Origin of the sequence: Actinosynnema sp. NPDC023658, from assembly GCF_040639995.1 — a bacterium.
Lineage (GTDB): Bacteria > Actinomycetota > Actinomycetes > Mycobacteriales > Pseudonocardiaceae > Actinosynnema.
Map to the genome: position 1 here is coordinate 1 of NZ_JBFAAX010000022.1, position 16,338 is coordinate 16,338.

The 16,338-nt window shown below is 72.4% G+C and carries 17 protein-coding genes and 1 pseudogene; 9 read left to right on the forward strand and 9 right to left on the reverse strand.

Translation table 11 applies throughout. The features are described from left to right. Window positions 1-24: 24 nt before the first annotated feature. Both AB0G02_RS04955 and AB0G02_RS04960 read right to left on the reverse strand, forming a co-directional pair. Complete coding sequence (locus AB0G02_RS04955) at window positions 25-912, reverse strand: DUF4097 family beta strand repeat-containing protein (RefSeq protein WP_360789484.1); 888 nt, start codon at window positions 910-912, stop codon at window positions 25-27. A gap of 9 nt (window positions 913-921) precedes the next feature. Then, the gene (locus AB0G02_RS04960) at window positions 922-1,446 is read right to left on the reverse strand and encodes a toxin-antitoxin system HicB family antitoxin (RefSeq protein ID WP_360789487.1); all 525 of its coding nucleotides are present in this window, start codon (window positions 1,444-1,446) and stop codon (window positions 922-924) included. Window positions 1,447-1,634: 188 nt separating this feature from the next. On the opposite strand from AB0G02_RS04960, the gene thyX reads away from it, so the two are divergent. The 7 genes from thyX (at window position 1,635) to AB0G02_RS04995 (ending at window position 8,161) form a co-directional block, all read left to right on the forward strand. Next, window positions 1,635-2,387, forward strand: a complete 753-nt coding sequence (gene thyX, locus AB0G02_RS04965; RefSeq protein ID WP_360789489.1) for an FAD-dependent thymidylate synthase — start codon at window positions 1,635-1,637, stop codon at window positions 2,385-2,387. 6 nt (window positions 2,388-2,393) lie between these two features. Then, window positions 2,394-2,783 carry an ACT domain-containing protein gene (locus AB0G02_RS04970; protein ID WP_360789492.1) on the forward strand — a complete coding sequence of 130 codons (390 nt, stop codon included), beginning with the start codon at window positions 2,394-2,396 and terminating at the stop codon, window positions 2,781-2,783. A 93-nt stretch (window positions 2,784-2,876) separates the two neighbouring features. Continuing rightward, window positions 2,877-4,316 carry a serine/threonine-protein kinase gene (locus AB0G02_RS04975; RefSeq protein ID WP_360789495.1) on the forward strand — a complete coding sequence of 480 codons (1,440 nt, stop codon included), beginning with the start codon at window positions 2,877-2,879 and terminating at the stop codon, window positions 4,314-4,316. 9 nt (window positions 4,317-4,325) lie between these two features. After that, on the forward strand, window positions 4,326-4,946 hold the full coding sequence (locus AB0G02_RS04980; protein WP_360789498.1) for a TIGR03085 family metal-binding protein: 621 nt from the start codon (window positions 4,326-4,328) through the stop codon (window positions 4,944-4,946). A 38-nt stretch (window positions 4,947-4,984) separates the two neighbouring features. Further along, window positions 4,985-5,881 carry a 4-hydroxy-tetrahydrodipicolinate synthase gene (gene dapA, locus AB0G02_RS04985; RefSeq protein WP_360789501.1) on the forward strand — a complete coding sequence of 299 codons (897 nt, stop codon included), beginning with the start codon at window positions 4,985-4,987 and terminating at the stop codon, window positions 5,879-5,881. Further along, on the forward strand, window positions 5,878-7,560 hold the full coding sequence (locus AB0G02_RS04990; RefSeq protein ID WP_360789504.1) for a ribonuclease J: 1,683 nt from the start codon (window positions 5,878-5,880) through the stop codon (window positions 7,558-7,560). The genes dapA and AB0G02_RS04990 overlap by 4 nt, the downstream gene beginning before the upstream one ends. Window positions 7,561-7,591: 31 nt before the next feature. Next, window positions 7,592-8,161, forward strand: coding sequence for a dienelactone hydrolase family protein (locus tag AB0G02_RS04995; protein WP_360789507.1), 570 nt, complete (start codon window positions 7,592-7,594; stop codon window positions 8,159-8,161). 78 nt (window positions 8,162-8,239) lie between these two features. On the opposite strand, the gene AB0G02_RS05000 is transcribed toward AB0G02_RS04995, so the two are convergent. Then, window positions 8,240-9,019, reverse strand: a complete 780-nt coding sequence (locus tag AB0G02_RS05000; RefSeq protein WP_360789510.1) for a lysophospholipid acyltransferase family protein — start codon at window positions 9,017-9,019, stop codon at window positions 8,240-8,242. 131 nt (window positions 9,020-9,150) lie between these two features. Between AB0G02_RS05000 and AB0G02_RS05005 the strand changes: the two genes are divergently transcribed. Further along, complete coding sequence (locus AB0G02_RS05005) at window positions 9,151-11,601, forward strand: DNA translocase FtsK (RefSeq protein ID WP_360789513.1); 2,451 nt, start codon at window positions 9,151-9,153, stop codon at window positions 11,599-11,601. 136 nt (window positions 11,602-11,737) lie between these two features. Here AB0G02_RS05005 and AB0G02_RS05010 read toward each other — a convergent pair whose 3' ends face one another. The 6 genes from AB0G02_RS05010 to AB0G02_RS05035 all read right to left on the reverse strand — a co-directional run bounded on the left by AB0G02_RS05010 (window position 11,738) and on the right by AB0G02_RS05035 (window position 15,721). Next, complete coding sequence (locus AB0G02_RS05010) at window positions 11,738-12,169, reverse strand: phospholipase (RefSeq protein WP_360789516.1); 432 nt, start codon at window positions 12,167-12,169, stop codon at window positions 11,738-11,740. An 84-nt stretch (window positions 12,170-12,253) separates the two neighbouring features. Beyond that, window positions 12,254-12,958 (reverse strand): nitroreductase family protein, encoded by a 705-nt coding sequence (locus AB0G02_RS05015; protein WP_360789519.1) that lies wholly within the window; start codon window positions 12,956-12,958, stop codon window positions 12,254-12,256. A gap of 2 nt (window positions 12,959-12,960) precedes the next feature. Further along, window positions 12,961-14,127, reverse strand: a complete 1,167-nt coding sequence (locus AB0G02_RS05020) for a YcaO-like family protein (RefSeq protein WP_360789522.1) — start codon at window positions 14,125-14,127, stop codon at window positions 12,961-12,963. Continuing rightward, complete coding sequence (locus tag AB0G02_RS05025) at window positions 14,124-14,381, reverse strand: hypothetical protein (protein WP_360789525.1); 258 nt, start codon at window positions 14,379-14,381, stop codon at window positions 14,124-14,126. Before AB0G02_RS05025 ends, AB0G02_RS05020 begins: the two co-directional genes overlap by 4 nt. Beyond that, on the reverse strand, window positions 14,378-14,899 hold the full coding sequence (locus AB0G02_RS05030) for a hypothetical protein (RefSeq protein ID WP_360789527.1): 522 nt from the start codon (window positions 14,897-14,899) through the stop codon (window positions 14,378-14,380). Before AB0G02_RS05030 ends, AB0G02_RS05025 begins: the two co-directional genes overlap by 4 nt. Before the next feature lie 33 nt (window positions 14,900-14,932). Next, the gene (locus AB0G02_RS05035; RefSeq protein WP_360789529.1) at window positions 14,933-15,721 is read right to left on the reverse strand and encodes a hypothetical protein; all 789 of its coding nucleotides are present in this window, start codon (window positions 15,719-15,721) and stop codon (window positions 14,933-14,935) included. Between the two features lie 537 nt (window positions 15,722-16,258). On the opposite strand from AB0G02_RS05035, the pseudogene AB0G02_RS05040 reads away from it, so the two are divergent. Further along, window positions 16,259-16,338 (forward strand): annotated as a pseudogene (locus AB0G02_RS05040) (protein kinase); the annotation flags it as partial.

Sequence of the window (16,338 nt, forward strand, 5' to 3'; positions counted from 1 at the left end):
CACCCCCCACCCGGTCCCGGTGGGTCAGGCAGTGGTCGCCGTGGTGACCAGGGCGGTGCCGCTGCTGGTCCGGCCGGTGATGAACAGGGACGGCTCGTCGTCCGGCGGGAAGTCGGAGACCACCAGGTCGCTGCGCGCCGCGCCCGAGCTGGACACCAGGTCGACCTGCGCCGCCACCCCGGGCCGCACGCCCACGCGCACGTCACCGGAACCGGTGCCCATCTGGATCCGGCCGGACGCCGCGTCGGCGATGGTGACGTCACCGCTGCCGGTCCGCACCTGCACGTCGTTCTGCACGGCGCCGAGCCAGACGTCACCGGTGCCGGTGTAGAGCACGGTGTTGCCGCCGACCGACGACACCTCGATGTCGCCGCTGCCGGTCTTCGCCTTCAGCCCGCCCAGCATCGGCCCGAGCCGCACCTTGCCGGAACCGGAGTTGACCTGCGAGGACGCCTCCGCGCGGTCCGCCGTGACGTCACCGGTGCCGGTCTGGATCTCCAGCCGACCGGCCGCACCGGTCACCGTCACGTCCGCCGAGCCCGCCTTGGTGATCACGTGCGTCCCGACCGGCGCCCGCACCGTCACGCTCAACGGCACCGCGCGCAGCGGCAGCGCCTTGGACGACTGCACCTTCACCCGCGCGCCGGACAGCTCCACCCGCGCGTCGCGCACCGCGTCCGACGCGCCGGACGGCTGCCCCGGCACGGTGCCGAACTGGTTGTTCGCCCAGTTCAGCAGGCCCGACAGGGCGTTCGTCCACGAGTCACCCGGCGTCGGGTCGTGCTTCAGCTCGACGTGCACGCCCGGCTCGTCCACCAGGTGCACCCGCACCCGGCCGGCGAGCAGCGCCACGTCGACCTCCGCGACCCCGTCGACCTCGAAGCTCTCCTGCCGCACGACATCCGATTCCATGATCCCCCCTCAGCCCTGCACCCAGCCGCGGACGCGGGAGGACGACGACGGGTCGCCGCCCGACCGGTCCTTCGGCGGTGCCCAGTGCTTGTGACCCCCACCATGGCGACGCCCGCCGACCGCGCCCTGCACGGCCTGCGCGACGAACGTGTTCAACGACATCCCCTGGGCCGCCGCGGCCTGCTCGGCCTTGGCCTTCAGCTCGTCCAGCAGCCGCAGCGTGACGCGCGTGGCGTCACCGGCCGACGGCTTGGGAACTTCCCGCGGCTCCGGTTCGTGTTCTTCCCGGGCGGCCGTGCCGGTGACGACCACCTGCACGTCCCGTCCGTCCAACCGCACGTCGACGACGGGGCCGTCGAGGGCCGCGGTGACCTCCGCGGCCAGGTCGGACAGTGCGTTCATGAGGGCCAGCCGGGCGGCGGGCTCCAGGGCTGCGGACAGCAGGGCCGCGGTGCGCCGGGTGTTGTCGTCCCCGGCGGACGCGGCCGTCGCGAGGTCCTCGCGCAGCGCTGCGATGTACGGCGACAGATCCATGACACCACCATGACGTCAAATCTGACATCAGTCAAGCGGATCGATGGTGTCGATCGAGACTGCACAGCGACGTCACAGTGACAGCGCGCGGGAACGACGCGAACGGACGCAGGGCTCTCGGCCGAACGGCGGGGTCCGAGGGCGGTGGTCGGAGGACGCTGTCGGGGCCTTCGGTTAGGGTTCCGGCCATGGCTGAGACGGTGGCGCCGAAGGTGCAGTTGATCGCGAAGACGGAGTTCTTCCCCCCGGACGGCGTCCCGTGGTCCACCGACGCCGACGGCGGCGAGGCGCTGGCCGAGTTCGCCGGCCGCGCCTGCTACCAGTCGTGGACCAAGCCGAACCCGGCCACGGCCACCAACGCCGGCTACATCAAGCACATCATCGAGGTCGGCCACCTGTCCGTGCTGGAGCACGGCTCGGTCAGCTTCTACCTGACCGGGATCTCCCGCTCGCTCACCCACGAGCTGATCCGGCACCGGCACTTCTCGTACTCGCAGCTGTCCCAGCGGTACGTGCCCGAGCGCAACGCCGCCATGGTCGAGCCGGACGTCATCGCGAACGACCCGGAGCTGCACGAGAAGTTCCTGGCCGCCGCCCAGGCCAGCGTCGACGCCTACACCGAGCTGCTCAAGGGCCTGGAGGAGAAGTTCTCCGACGTGCCCAGCGCCACCCTGCGCCGCAAGCAGGCCCGCCAGGCGGCCCGCGCGATCCTGCCCAACGCCACCGAGACCCGCATCGTGGTGACCGGCAACTACCGCGCGTGGCGGCACTTCATCGCCATGCGCGCCACCGAGCACGCCGACGTGGAGATCCGCGCCCTGGCCGTGGAGTGCCTGCGCCAGCTCCAGAAGGCGGCGGCCAACGTGTTCGCGGACTTCACCATCTCGACCCTCTCGGACGGCACCGAGGTGGCCTCCAGCCCGCTGGTCACCGAAGGCTGACGGCCGGTGAAGCGGCTGATCGTCGACGTCCGACCGGGGGAATACGCGGTCGTGCGGCTGCCCGCCGACGCACCGGTCCCGGCCGGGCTGCTCGACGCGCCGGGCCTGGTCTCGGTGACCAGGACGCCGGACGAGCTGTCCATCGTGTGCCCGGTCGAGCACGCCCCGCGGGCGGACACCGCGCAGCCCGGCTGGCGGCTGCTGACCGTGCGCGGTCCGCTGGAGTTCACCCTGACCGGCATCATGGCCGCGCTGTCGGGCGAGCTGGCCGCGGCCGGCGTGAGCCTGTTCGCGCTGTCCACATACGACACCGACCACCTGCTGGTGAAGGCCGGGGACCTGGGCCGTGCGGTGCAGGCGCTGCGGGCGTCGGGGCACGAAGTCACGAAACCGTGAAACCGGATCGGGCGGCGCGGGGTCTGAAGTAGCGTTCCGCCCGGTCCGCGGTGGGGGTTTCGAGGAGTGACGGTGACTGGTCCGACGCAAGGTGTGAGCGACCGACCCCGCGTGATCGCGGGCAGGTACACCCTGCTCGCCGAGCTGGGGCGCGGCGGCATGGGTGTCGTGTGGCGCGCTCAGGACAACGTGATCGGCCGGCAGGTGGCGCTCAAGGAGCTGCACCTGCCCGACGGCATCGCGCTGGAGGAGCGCCGGGTGCTGGAGGAGCGGGTGCTCCGCGAGGCGCGCACCGCGGGGCGGTTGAACGACCCCGGCGTGGTGACCGTGTTCGACGTGGTGGCCGAGAGCGGCATGACCTACATCGTCATGGAGCTGGTCGAGGCGGCCACGCTGTCCACCCTGATCAGCGCGCACGGCCCGATGCCGCAGGACCGGGTGATCTCGATGGCCATGCAGGCGCTGTCCGCGTTGGACTCCGCCCACCAGGCCGGGATCGTGCACCGCGACGTCAAGCCCGGCAACCTGATGATCACGCCCAACGGCCGGGTGAAGCTCACCGACTTCGGCATCGCCCAGGCCGTGGACGACCCACGGCTGACCACCAGCGGCAGCCTCATCGGCTCGCCCGCCTACATGTCGCCGGAGCGCATCCACGGCAACGAGGCCTCGCCCGCCTCCGACCTGTGGGCGCTGGGCGCGACGCTCTGCTACGCCGCCGAGGGCGCCAACCCCTACGAGCGCTCGACCACCGCGTCCACCCTGCACGCGATCATGAACGAGATGCCCCGGCTGACCAGGACGCACGGCGTGCTCGGCGCGGTGATCACCGGCCTGATGATGCCCGACCCGAACGCCCGGCTGACCGGCCCGCAGGCCCGCGCCATGCTCGAACGCGCGGTCGCCCAGCCCACCCCGCCGACCGGCTTCGGCGCACCCCCGCGCACCCCGACCATGCACTACACCCCGCCGACCGCCGTGCGGAAGCCGTGGCTGAAGGGCCTGCTGATCACCGGCACCGCGGTGGCGGCGGTGGCGCTGCTGGTCGGCGGCGTGTTCCTGGGCCGCTGGTTGTTCGTCGACAAGCCGCCCGCCGCGATGGCCCAGACCGTCACCTACGGTCCCGGCGGCACGATCGAGCCCGACCAGTTCAAGCCCGGCAGCGGGCAGTGCGGCGACAACCTCCTCGACCCCAACACGACGGTCAACTACACCGACTGCGACGAGGCGCACCGGGTCGAGGTGTACGCCGCGGTCGAGCCGTTCGGGTCGGACAAGATGGCCTACCCCGGCGACCAGTGGCTGCGCGAGTACGCCGAGCAGTACTGCACGCTGCACTTCATGTCCGACCGGGTGCCGGTGCCGGACAAGCAGACCAAGCTCCGCTACGTCGCCGTGGTGCCGACCTCCGGCGTGTGGGCGGAGAACCCGGCGTCCTCGTCGTCCTCGTCGGCCAAGCGCTACCGGGACGTGGTGTGCGTGCTGTGGAACAAGGACGGCACGGCGCTGAAGGACCAGCTGTACGCCAAGTAACGTGGGGCCATGGGCGTCGCGCAGGACGAACGCAGGCTGTTGACCGAGCTGCTGGCCGAGGTGGGGCCGGACGCGCCCACGTTGTGCGACCCGTGGCGCACCCGCGACCTCGCCGCGCACCTGGTGCTGCGGGAACGGCGACCGGACGCGGCGGTGGGCATCCTGGTCAAGCCGGTGGCCGGGCACACCCAGCGGGTCCAGGACGCCTACGCGGCCAGGCCGTGGGACGAGCTGGTCGGGCTGGTCCGGGTGGGGCCGCCCCGGTTCTCGCCGTACGCGCTGGTGGACGAGCTGGTCAACGCCGTGGAGTACTTCGTGCACCACGAGGACGTGCGCCGGGCCCGGGACGACTGGGAACCGCGTTCACCCGATCCGGTACGGGACGAGGTGCTGTGGCGGCGGCTGGGACCGACCGCCCGCATGATGTACCGCAAGAGCCCCGTCGGGGTGGTGCTGCGCCGCCCGGACGGCGAGGCAGTCGTGGCCAAGCGCGGCGCGAACCCGGTCGTGCTGACCGGCCACGTCTCGGAATTGCTGGTGCACGTGTTCGGCCGCGCCGCCGCGCGGGTCGAGTACGACGGCCCCGAGGAGGCCGTGCGGCTGGTGCGGGGCCTCGACCGGAGCATGTAGTCGCAGCTTGCCGAGGGTGACGCGGTAGATTTCCGCATATGACCGGAAGTCCTACCGCCTCGCCCGGCCGCCCCTTCGGCCGCGTGCTCACCGCCATGGTCACCCCGTTCGACGCGGAGGGGGCGGTGGACCTGGGCAAGGCGCAGCGGCTCGCCGAGCACCTGGTCGAGCTGGGCAACGACGGTCTGGTGGTCAACGGCACCACCGGTGAGAGCCCCACCACCACCGACGCGGAGAAGGCCGACCTGATCCGCGCCGTGGTCGAGGCGGTCGGAGACCGCGCGACCGTGATGAGCGGCGCGGGCACGTACGACACGGCGCACAGCGTGCACCTGGCCCGGCAGGCCGAGGCGGCGGGCGCGCACGGACTGCTGGTGGTCACGCCGTACTACTCGCGGCCCAGCCAGGAGGGCGTGCACGCGCACTTCACCACCGTGGCCGACCAGGTCGGCGTGCCCGTGATGCTGTACGACATCCCGCCGCGCACGGTCATCCCGATCGAGGTGGAAACGCTGCTGCGGCTCGCGGAGCACCCGCGTATCGTCGCGGTGAAGGACGCCAAGGGCGACCTGCTCGCGGGCAGCAAGGTCATCGCGGCCACCGACCTGGCCTACTACTCCGGTGACGACCCGCTGAACCTGCCGTGGCTGTCGGTCGGCGCGGTCGGCTTCGTCAGCGTCATCTCGCACATCGCCGCGGACCGGCTGCGCGACATGCTCGACGCGTTCGAGTCCGGCGACGTCGCCGGCGCGACCGCGATCCACCAGTCGCTGCTGCCGCTGCTGCGGCCCTTCAGCCGGATGCCCGGCGTCACCTACGCGAAGACCGCGCTCCGCCTGCGAGGCCTGGACGTGGGCGAGCCGAGGTTGCCCCTGGTACCCGCATCAACCGAGGACATCAAGGCCGTCGAGGCCGAATTGGGAGTCAACGCGTGATCAACCCGAGCTCACCCCCGCCCGCACTGCCCGACGGAGGTCTGCGCGTCGTCGCACTGGGCGGAATTGGCGAGGTCGGCCGCAACATGACGGTGTTCGAGCACGCCGGCCGGCTGCTCGTCGTGGACTGCGGCGTGCTGTTCCCCGAGGACGACCAGCCCGGTGTGGACCTGATCCTGCCGGACTTCCGCGCCATCGAGGACCGGCTGGACGACATCGAGGCACTGGTGCTCACCCACGGGCACGAGGACCACATCGGGGCCGTGCCGTTCCTGCTCAAGCTGCGCCCCGACGTGCCGGTCGTGGGTTCGCGGTTCACGCTGGCGCTGCTCGCGGCCAAGTGCAAGGAACACCGCCAGACGCCGAAGCTGATGGAGATCACCGACGGGGAGCGGCGCTCGTTCGGGCCGTACGAGCTGGAGTTCTTCGCGGTCAACCACTCCATCCCGGACGCCGTCGCGGTCGCCATCCGCACCTCCGCCGGCCTGGTGCTGCACACCGGCGACATCAAGCTCGACCAGCTCCCGCTGGACGGCAGGCTCACCGACCTGGCCGGGTTCTCCCGGCTCGGGGACGAGGGCGTCGACCTGTTCCTGGTGGACTCGACCAACGCCGAGGTGCCCGGGTTCGTCGCGCCGGAGCGCGAGATCGGCCCGGTGCTGGAGAACGTGGTCCGCAAGGCCAACCAGCGGGTGATCGTGGCCTGCTTCGCCTCCCACGTGCACCGCGTGCAGCAGGTGCTGGACGTGGCCGTGCAGTACGGCCGCCGGGTCGCGCTGGTCGGGCGGTCGATGGTGCGCAACATGGGCATCGCGGCCGAGCTGGGCTACCTGAACGTGCCGGACGGCCTGTTCGTGGACCTCAACGAGGCCATGGAGATGCCCGAGGACCAGGTGATGTTCGTGTCGACCGGCTCGCAGGGCGAGCCGCTGTCGGCGCTGTCCCGGATGGCGCGCGGCGAGCACCGGCACATCTCCATCAAGGCCGGTGACACGATCGTGCTGGCGTCGTCGCTGATCCCGGGCAACGAGAACGCGGTGTTCGGCGTCGTCAACGGCCTGGCCAGGCTCGGCGCGACGGTCGTGCACCAGGGCAACGCCAAGGTCCACGTGTCCGGCCACTCGCCGGCCGGCGAGCTGCTGTTCCTCTACAACGCGGTGCGGCCGTCGAACGTGATGCCGGTGCACGGCGAGTGGCGTCACCTGCGGGCGAACGCGGCGCTGGCCGTGGCGACCGGCGTGAACGAGGCGCGGGTCGTCATCGCGGAGGACGGCGTGGTGGTCGACATGGTCGACGGCAAGGCCGCCATCAGCGGCAAGGTCGAGGTCGGTCACGTGTACGTCGACGGCCTGTCCGTCGGTGACGTCGGTGAGTCGACCCTGTCCGACCGGCTCGTGCTCGGTGAGGGCGGGTTCATCGCGATCACCGTGGCGGTGGACTCCAACAGCGGTCGCGCGGTCGCGCCGCCGACGGTGTCCGGCCGCGGTTTCTCCGACGACCCCAAGGCGCTGGACCAGGCCATCTCCCTGGTGGAGATGGAACTGTCCCGCACGGAGGCCGAGGGCATCACCGACTCGCACCGCATCGCCCAGGCCGTGCGCCGGGTGGTGGGCCGCTGGGTCGCGGAGACCTACCGCCGCCGACCGATGATCGTGCCGACCATCATCCCGGTGGACTGACCGCGCCGAGCGCGTGGCTGGAGGAGTTGACGTGGCCGAGGTGCTGCTGTTCCACCACGCGCACGGGTTGACGCCCGGTGTCGCGGCCTTCGCCGAGAGGTTGGCGGAGGCCGGGCACACCGTGCACGTGCCGGACCTGTACGAGGGGCGGATCTTCGTCGACCTGGGCGACGGCCTGCAGTACGCGGAGGAGGTCGGGTTCGGCACCATCGCGGAGCGCGGCCTCGACGCCGCCGAGGGTCTGCGCGGGGACGTCGTCTACGCGGGTTTCTCGCTCGGCGTGCTGCCCGCGCAGATGCTGGCGCAGACCAAACCGGGCGCCGCGGGCGCGCTGCTGTTCAGCGCGTGCGTCCCGGTGTCGGAGTTCGGTGGGGCGTGGCCCGCGAACGTGCCGGTGCAGATCCACGCGATGGCCGAGGACGAGCTGTTCGTGGACGACGGAGACATCGACGCCGCGCGCGCCCTGGTGGCGGGCGCGGCGGACGGCGAGCTGTTCCTGTACCCCGGCGAGAAGCACCTGTTCGCGGACCCGAGCCTGTCGTCGTACGACGAGGTGGCCGCGGTCCTGATGATGGAGCGCGTGCTCGCGTTCCTGAACTAGCCGGCGAACGCACGGACGGCACCGGTGATCCGCCGGTGCCGTCCGCTTTCCCCGCGTGGGGAACGGGTCGCGCCGCGCTCAGTCGGATTCCGGACGCCACGGGCTGCGGCCCGTCGTCGGCCGCGTCGGGTCGTGGAACCTCGGCAGGTCCGGCTCGTCGACCCGCAACGGCGCCAGGCCCGCCGTGATCGCGCGCATGATCCGCTCGTGCGCCCGCCGCGCGTCGCCCGGCTTGCCGTCCTCCAGGCCGGACAGGTCGACCGGCTTGCCGAAGTGCACCTTGAACGTCGGCCGCTTGCGCAGCCCGCGCACGTACGACGTCAGGTACGGCTTCACGTCGTCCCACCCGCCCACGTGCGTGTTGCCCCAGTAGACGGCCTCGTGCGCGCCCCACTGGCTCACCGGCACCACCGGGATGCCGCCGCTGAGCGCGAGCCTCGCCGCACCCGTCTTGCCCCGTTCCGGCCACAGCCCGGGGTCGAGGCTGATCCGGCCCTCCGGGTACATGGCGATCGGGTCGCCGCCGCGCTTGAGCGCCTCGACGGTGCGGTGGTAGGCGTCGCCGACGTCCGCGGCGGAGCGGTCGACGCGCACGTGGCCGGAGGCCTTCAGCAGGGGACCGAGCACCGGGGCGTCGAGCAGGCCACCGGCGAGCAGGAAGCGCGGCGCGACACCGATCCTGCGGCACGCCGCGATCAGCACGAACGGGTCGAGGTTGCCGATGTGGTTGGACGCGAGCAGCAGGGGACGTCCCCTGAGGTCCGCCGGGAGGTCACCGGTGACTTCGAGTCGTCCGCTGAGACCGACGACCCCTTGGTCGACGGCGGTCAGCACGCGCCACAGCAGTGGTGTGGACACGACGGGCAGGCTACGGCGTGTCGAGGTGTCGGCGCACCGGGTTCCGGGCAACCATGGGCGTCGAGCAGCGCACGTCACGTCCGCCCGTGAACGTTGGGGCTGGTGGGGTACGAGGGACTACCGTAGAAGACATGGCCGGCCGAACTGGGACCTCGCGCAAGGGCACGACCCGCAGCACCGGATCCGGGTCGAAGCCCCGCTCCCGCGCGTCCCGACCGGCCGCCAAGCGGTCGCCCGCCAGACGCCCGCCGGCGAGGCGGTCCTCCGGTTCCGTCGGCAAGTTCTGGGGATTCCTGGGCCGTGGCGTGGGTTCCGTGGTCCGCGCGGTCGGCCGCGGCAAGGAGCTCGACCCGGCGCACCGCCGTGACGGCCTGGCGCTGGTGCTCATCTCGGCGGCCGTGATCACCGCCGCGGGCGTGTGGTGGCAGGCGGGCGGTCCGGTCGGCCGGTGGGTCGACGTGGCCGTGCGCAGCTCCGTCGGCGGCCCGTCGGTGATCGTGCCCGTGGTGCTGCTGGCGATCGGCGTCGCCCTCATGCGCTCCGACCCGAACCCCGAGGCCCGGCCGCGCCTGGTGATCGGCGGACTGCTGGTCCTGGTCGGCTTCCTGGGCATGTTCCACCTCGCCGGCGGCCTGCCGATGGACCCGATGGCACGCCGCGACGCCGGTGGCGCCCTCGGCTACCTCGCGGGCGGGTTCCTCGCGCAGGGCCTGACGCCGTGGGTCGCCGGACCGCTGCTGGTGCTGATCTTCGGCTACGGCGTGCTGCTGCTGGTGCACGTGCCGGTCCGCGAGGTGCCCGCGCGGCTGGGCGGCCTGCTGCACCGCCGGACCGACCAGCTCGACGGGTTCGGCGTCGACGAGGAGGTGGAGCCCGAGCCGGAGGAGAAGCCGGTCAAGGTGCGCCGCCCGTCCCGCAGCCGCCGCCAGGCCGCCGCCGTCCCCGACGACCAGCCCGAGCTGCCGATGGACGTGGACGAGGAGCCGCCGCCCCCGCCGCCACCGGTCAAGCCCGCGCCGAAGCCCAAGTCGACGCCGGAGACCCCGAAGCCCGCCGCGATCGCCGTGCGCGCCGTGGAGGGCGACTACCGGCTGCCGCCGCCGACCATCCTCAAGGACGGCGACGCGCCGAAGGCCCGCAGCAAGGCCAACGACCTGATGATCGAGGCCATCTCCGGCGTGCTCGACCAGTTCTCCATCGACGCGCAGGTCACCGGCTTCACCCGCGGTCCCACGGTCACCCGGTACGAGGTGGAGCTGGGTCCGGGTGTGAAGGTCGAGAAGATCACCGCGCTGACCAAGAACATCGCCTACGCGGTGGCGACGGACAACGTCCGGTTGCTGGCCCCGATCCCCGGCAAGTCCGCCGTCGGCATCGAGGTGCCCAACAGCGACCGCGAGATGGTGCGGCTGGGCGACGTGCTGCGCTCGCCGTCCACGGTCAAGGACAACCACCCGATGGTCATCGGGCTGGGCAAGGACATCGAGGGCCACTTCGTCACCGCGAACCTGACCAAGATGCCGCACCTGCTGGTGGCCGGCTCCACGGGTTCGGGCAAGTCGAGCTTCGTCAACTCGATGCTGGTGTCGCTGCTGGCCCGGGCCACCCCGGACGAGGTCAGGATGATCCTGATCGACCCGAAGATGGTCGAGCTGACGCCGTACGAGGGCATCCCGCACCTGATCACGCCCATCATCACCCAGCCGAAGAAGGCCGCCGCCGCGCTGGCCTGGCTGGTCGAGGAGATGGAGCAGCGCTACCAGGACATGCAGGTCAACCGGGTGCGCCACATCGACGACTTCAACCGGAAGGTGCGGTCGGGCGAGATCGCCGCGCCGCCGGGCAGCGAACGCGTCTACCGGCCGTACCCCTACATCATGGCGATCGTGGACGAGCTGGCCGACCTGATGATGACCGCGCCGCGCGACGTGGAGGACGCGATCGTCCGGATCACGCAGAAGGCGCGTGCGGCGGGCATCCACCTGGTGCTGGCGACGCAGCGGCCGTCGGTGGACGTGGTCACGGGTCTGATCAAGACGAACGTGCCGTCGCGGCTGGCGTTCGCCACGTCGTCGTTGACCGACTCGCGGGTCATCCTGGACCAGCCGGGCGCGGAGAAGCTGATCGGCATGGGCGACGGCCTGTACCTGCCGATGGGCGCGTCGAAGCCGGTGCGCGTCCAGGGCGCGTACGTCGGGGACGACGAGATCTCCGAGATCGTGAACTTCACCAAGGACCAGGCGCAGCCCGAGTACACCGACGGCGTGACGGCGGCGAAGGCGGGCGAGAAGAAGGAGATCGACGCCGACATCGGTGACGACCTGGAGCTGCTGCTCCAGGCGGCCGAGCTGATCGTCACGTCGCAGTTCGGCTCGACGTCGATGCTCCAGCGGAAGCTGCGGGTCGGCTTCGCCAAGGCCGGTCGGCTGATGGACCTGCTCGAGACGCGCGGCGTGGTCGGCCCGTCCGAGGGCTCGAAGGCCCGCGAGGTGCTGATCAAGCCGGACGAGCTCGACTCGGTCGTCTACCTGATCCGCGGCGGCGGCGGTCCCGAGCCGGACGCCGGGGACGACGAGGACTGAGCCGGCGCCGCTGCCCCTCCGCGCCGCCTGGCTCGACCCGGCCGGGCAGGGGGAAGACCGTGCCCGGGAGCCCGATCACCCGGGCAGGGATCCTCTGGCGAGGACCCCTGCGGGGTGTGGTGCGCGGGCTCGGGCGTCAGCTGGCGCCGAACTCCCGCACGGCCTGGTAGTACAGGTCGGCCGTCCGGTTGCACGACCAGTTGCCGGCGCACTGGTGGTACAGGTCGGACTTGAAGTTGTTGTCGATGCGCAGCCGGGTCGTCTCGTTGAACCGCCCCTGCCGCTTGTAGTTGCGGTAGCCGAAGTCGTGGCGGTGGCAGGCCGGCAGGAACTTGAACCCGAACGGGTTGTCCGGTGACCAAGAGCAACCGTCCGACGACCAGTCGAGCTGGTCGCTGTAGGGCGCCTGGGCCCGGATCGAGCTGAACTGCGACAGCGACTTGCTGAACAGGTAGTCGTCGGTGACGGCGGGTGCGTTGATGGCGGCCTGGCCGACACCGGCGCCGGCCAGCAGGGCGAGTGAGGCGACCACGACGGCGAACGCGTTGCGCAGGGATTTCGCGAGCACTGTTCTTCCCCTCGGTAATCGGGCTTGAGGGGTTCTTACCGGCCCGTGATCAACGCTCGCCAGCCCCGATCGGCTCATACCACGTCAACGACGGGTGAACCTCCGACCGCAGGCGATCACCGCGGCCAACCGGACCGGCTGACCGCGCAGTCCCAGCAGCGCCAACACATCCGCGTCCGCCGCGCCGCCGAGCAGGTACCCGCCGAGCCCCTGCTGGGCCATCCGCAGGCAGACCGACTGGGCCGCCGCGCCCGCTTCGAGCAGGCCGAACCGCCCAGCGCGCTGCCCGTACTTGGCGAACACCGGTTGGTCCGCCAGGACGAGCACCAGCACCACCGCCGGTTCGGCGTCGGCCGCCAGCACTTCGCGCAGCCGCACCCAGTCCGGCGACGGCCCGACGTCCTGCACGGCGTGCCGCCGCGCGTCGTACCGCACCACCCGCCCGTTCGACCCGTGCCTGACGTTGCGCAGGAACGCGTAGCAGCGCAGCGGGTCCAGCCCGCCCGCCGACGGGTAGGAACGGCCGTCCTCGTCGGCCAGCGCGGCCAGCACCGCGCCGAGCTGCCGCGCGGACATCGGCTCCGAGCCGAACTCGCGGGTGCTGCGCCGGGCCCGGAACAGCCGTTGCAGCCGGTCGCGCGGCCTGGCCAACGGCTGTGGCGCGGCGGGCAGCTCGAACGGGTCCGTGGTCACCTGATCAGGGCGGAACTCGCGCAGCCGTTCACCCAACCGGCGCTGGTGCAACGCCGAGTAGCCGCTGGCGGTCCAGAAGTCGTCGAACGGCGTCATGCTCACCCCAGCGGATGCGGTGCGGGATTGGGGAACCGGCCCGAGCGGCCCGGGTAGCGCCACGCCACGTCCGCCGCGCGCCCGCCCAGGTGCGGCCACCGGTGGTCGGCGTGCAGCGGCGTGAGGTCGGGGGACAGGACGCGCACGCACCGCAGCCCCACGGCCGCCGCCTCCGGGGTGGTGAGCTCCCGGTAGGCCAGGCGCACACCGAGCCCGTGCACGAGCTCTTCGAGCTGTGCAGCGTCACCACGGGCCGCGGAGTCGCGCGGTGGCGGACCGGGCACGCCCCGCCACCACGGCAACGCGTGCCACTCGTCGAGGTGGCCCGCGTAGTAGAGGGCGTGCCGGTCGAAGTCGGTGACCTCCTCCGGCCGGTAGACCCGGGTGCCCGCCCGGGCGGCGATGAACACCGTGCCCTGCGTCCACTCCAGCCACGCCTTGCGCAACGCCTCGTCCAGCGTCGCCCGGCAGGCCAGTCCCAGCGTCGGCCGCGGCCGCCCGGCGATCGGCAGCGTGCCCGCGACCGCGACCACCGGGTGCGGGCTGTACGCGGGGGTGAGGTCGAACGCGTGCACGTCCCCGACCCGCAGCTCGTCCGGCACCGCCAGCCGGGACGGGGCGAGGCCGTGCAACCACGTGGTGGTGAACGCGTCGCGCTCGACCAACTCCTGCGTCGCGCGCAGCAGCGCGTTCACCGCCGAAGGCCCCGCGGCCAGGCCGGACGACGTCGCCGGCAGCCCGAGCTCCTCGCGCAGCCCCACCAGGCCGGCGGGCACCCACACCGGTTCGTTGTCCGGCAACGTCCACGCCTTCGCGTAGACGGGGTCGGCGTACCGGTACCGGAAGTCCGGGTGCGCCCGCTGCCGCGCGGTGTGCAGGCTGAAGTCGTCCAGCCGCCAGCACGGCCCGGTCGGTTCGGTGACCGTCTCCAGTGGACTGCGGGCGGCGGCGTGCCGCTCCACCGCCTCGGCTATCGCGGCCGCCTTCGCCTGTGCCGGTTCGAACGCCGCACCACCGGACGTGCCGCCGGACGCGAACGGCTCGGGCACCGCGGCGAACCCCGCGACGTCCACATCGGACAGCGTGCGCGGCACGGGGTGCAGCCGCGACACCAAGCCCTGCCGCCACCCCACGGCCCGTTCCAGCAGCACGGACGCCGGTGTGATCACGCGGCCCGCCTGCGGTAGTACTCGGAGACCCACGGCCCGGTCAACGCCGTCGCCACCAGGTACCCGAACACCGCCAGGAACGTCACCGGACCCGCCGCCTCGGCCACGGACGGCACGACCAGGCCCTCGGCGGTGAACACCAGCAGCCAGAACGCCATCCGCTTCGGCACGGACCGCAGCGGGTGCCTGCCGATCGAGCGGTCGTACCGGTACCCCGCGCGCAGGCAGACCAGCGCGCCGACGAGTGCGATCACGCCGACCTCCCCCGCGCGTAGTAGCGGTGGACCTGCCAGCCGAGGAACGCCACCACCAGCGCGTACACGGCGATCCCGACCGGTAGGCCGAGCGGGCTCAGCACGCCGAGCATGGGCAGCGACAAGAACACCTCGGCCACGAACAGCACGCTCCAGATCCCCAGGCGCACCATGCCGCGGAACGGCCCGGCGGCCCCGGTGGACCTCGCGACGACGAACGTCCACAGCAGCGCGCACACCCAACCCCCGGCGGCGTAGTACGGCCAGCGCTCCCCGACGTCGAGGAACGGCGAGGCGAGCACCCAGGGCAGGAAGAGGGTCGCCGGCAGCACCCACACGGCCTTGCGGCGCGGTCGACCGGCCTCGGCGAGGTCGTCGGCCAAGCCGGACGGCAACGCGATCGCCCCGCCGACCGCCGACACCGCGCAGCAGCAACAGCAGCAGCACGTCGGCGTGGCGGCACTGGCGGTCGTCGCGTCGGGCGTGAACGGGTCGGGCAGGCGCACAGCGGTCGTCATCGGTCTTCCCCCCGGTCATCGGTCTTCCCGCGGTCAGCGGTCGCGCTGCTCCGCGTCATCGCTCTTCCCCCACGGCAGGTCGACCCGGCCCACCTCGAACCGGGGGCACACCTCGCAGTCCGCCGCGGGCAGCACGTCCTCCGCGGTGGTGGTGAACTCGTCCAGGTTCAGCGTCACGACCCGGTCCAGCAGGGCCAGCGACCCGGCGGCCAGCCGTGCGATCGCGTGCTTCGCCCACAGCAGCGGGAAGTCGGTGGTCGTCGCGGCCGGTCGGGCGGGCGGCTCCGGGTCGCCCCACCGACGTCGGGCGCGCACGGTCAGGCAGCCCAGGCAAGCGCTTGCGCCCGGCACCACGAACGGACCCAGCGAGGCCGTGTGGTGGTAGGCGAGGTCGAGCAGGAGGTGCGGCTTCGGCTCGCGCAACGCGGCCAGGTCGGCCAGCGTGCCGCTGGTCCGGACGACGAGCACCAGGTCGGGTTCCGCCGCCGCGGGCGGGAAGTGGCCGCCGAGCCCGGCGGGCTCCGCGCCGATGACGCGCACGCCGACGCTCAGCGGCTCGTCCGGCACGGGCAGGCCCGCCGGGCGCAGCGCACCCAGCGACCGCAGTTGCGGCAGGTGCGCGCGGACCGGCGCGGGGAGCCGATCCGGGTCGAGCGGGCGAGCCGAACCCCTCAACACCGGCTCGAACAGCTCGACCAGCACCCGCGCTTCGGCGCCGGGCACGTCGGGGAGGAGGTAGGCGAGGTCCGCGCCGGCGTGCACCACCAGTCCCTCGGCCTGGAGCTGGGCACGCCACGCCGGGTCCGGCACGAGGGCGGTCACCGGACCGGCTCGTCGTGGTCGTCGCCCCGGTCGAGGAACCGCTGGATCGTCGGCTCGTCGGGGAACTCGTCGTCCTCTTCGGTGTCGATGAGACGTTCCGCGATGGGCACGGGTTCCTCCACCCAGGCGGGCCGGAAGTCGTCGCTCGGCAGCAGCTCGTGGCGTCGGGCGAACTCCTCGGCGGCCTCGCGGATGGACTCGCGCAACGTGCCGATGACCACGGTCTCGGCGGTGTAGGTGAGCTCCACGAGCAGCGCGCGCATCCGGTCCAGCTGGTCGTCCTGGCCCGCGTTGTCCGCCAGCTGCGGCCACAGCCTGCGCTCGAACACCTCCACGAAGTCGGTCGCGATGCCGTCGGTGGCCGTGCGCAGGTTCGCGAACTTGTCCAGCACGTCGTCACTGGGGACGCTCAGCGCGGCCAGCCGGTTCCCCGCCTCCAGCGCCCAGCGGCGCACGTGCGGCCACCCGCGCCGCCAGCGGACCAGCCCGAGCTGCACGGCGCGGCGCAGCACGCGCGGCCGGACGTCGCCCAGCGGCGGGCTGGTGCACCGGGACGTGAAGCCGGGCAACATCCTCGTGACCCCGACCGGCAAGGTGAAGATCACCGACTTCGGCAT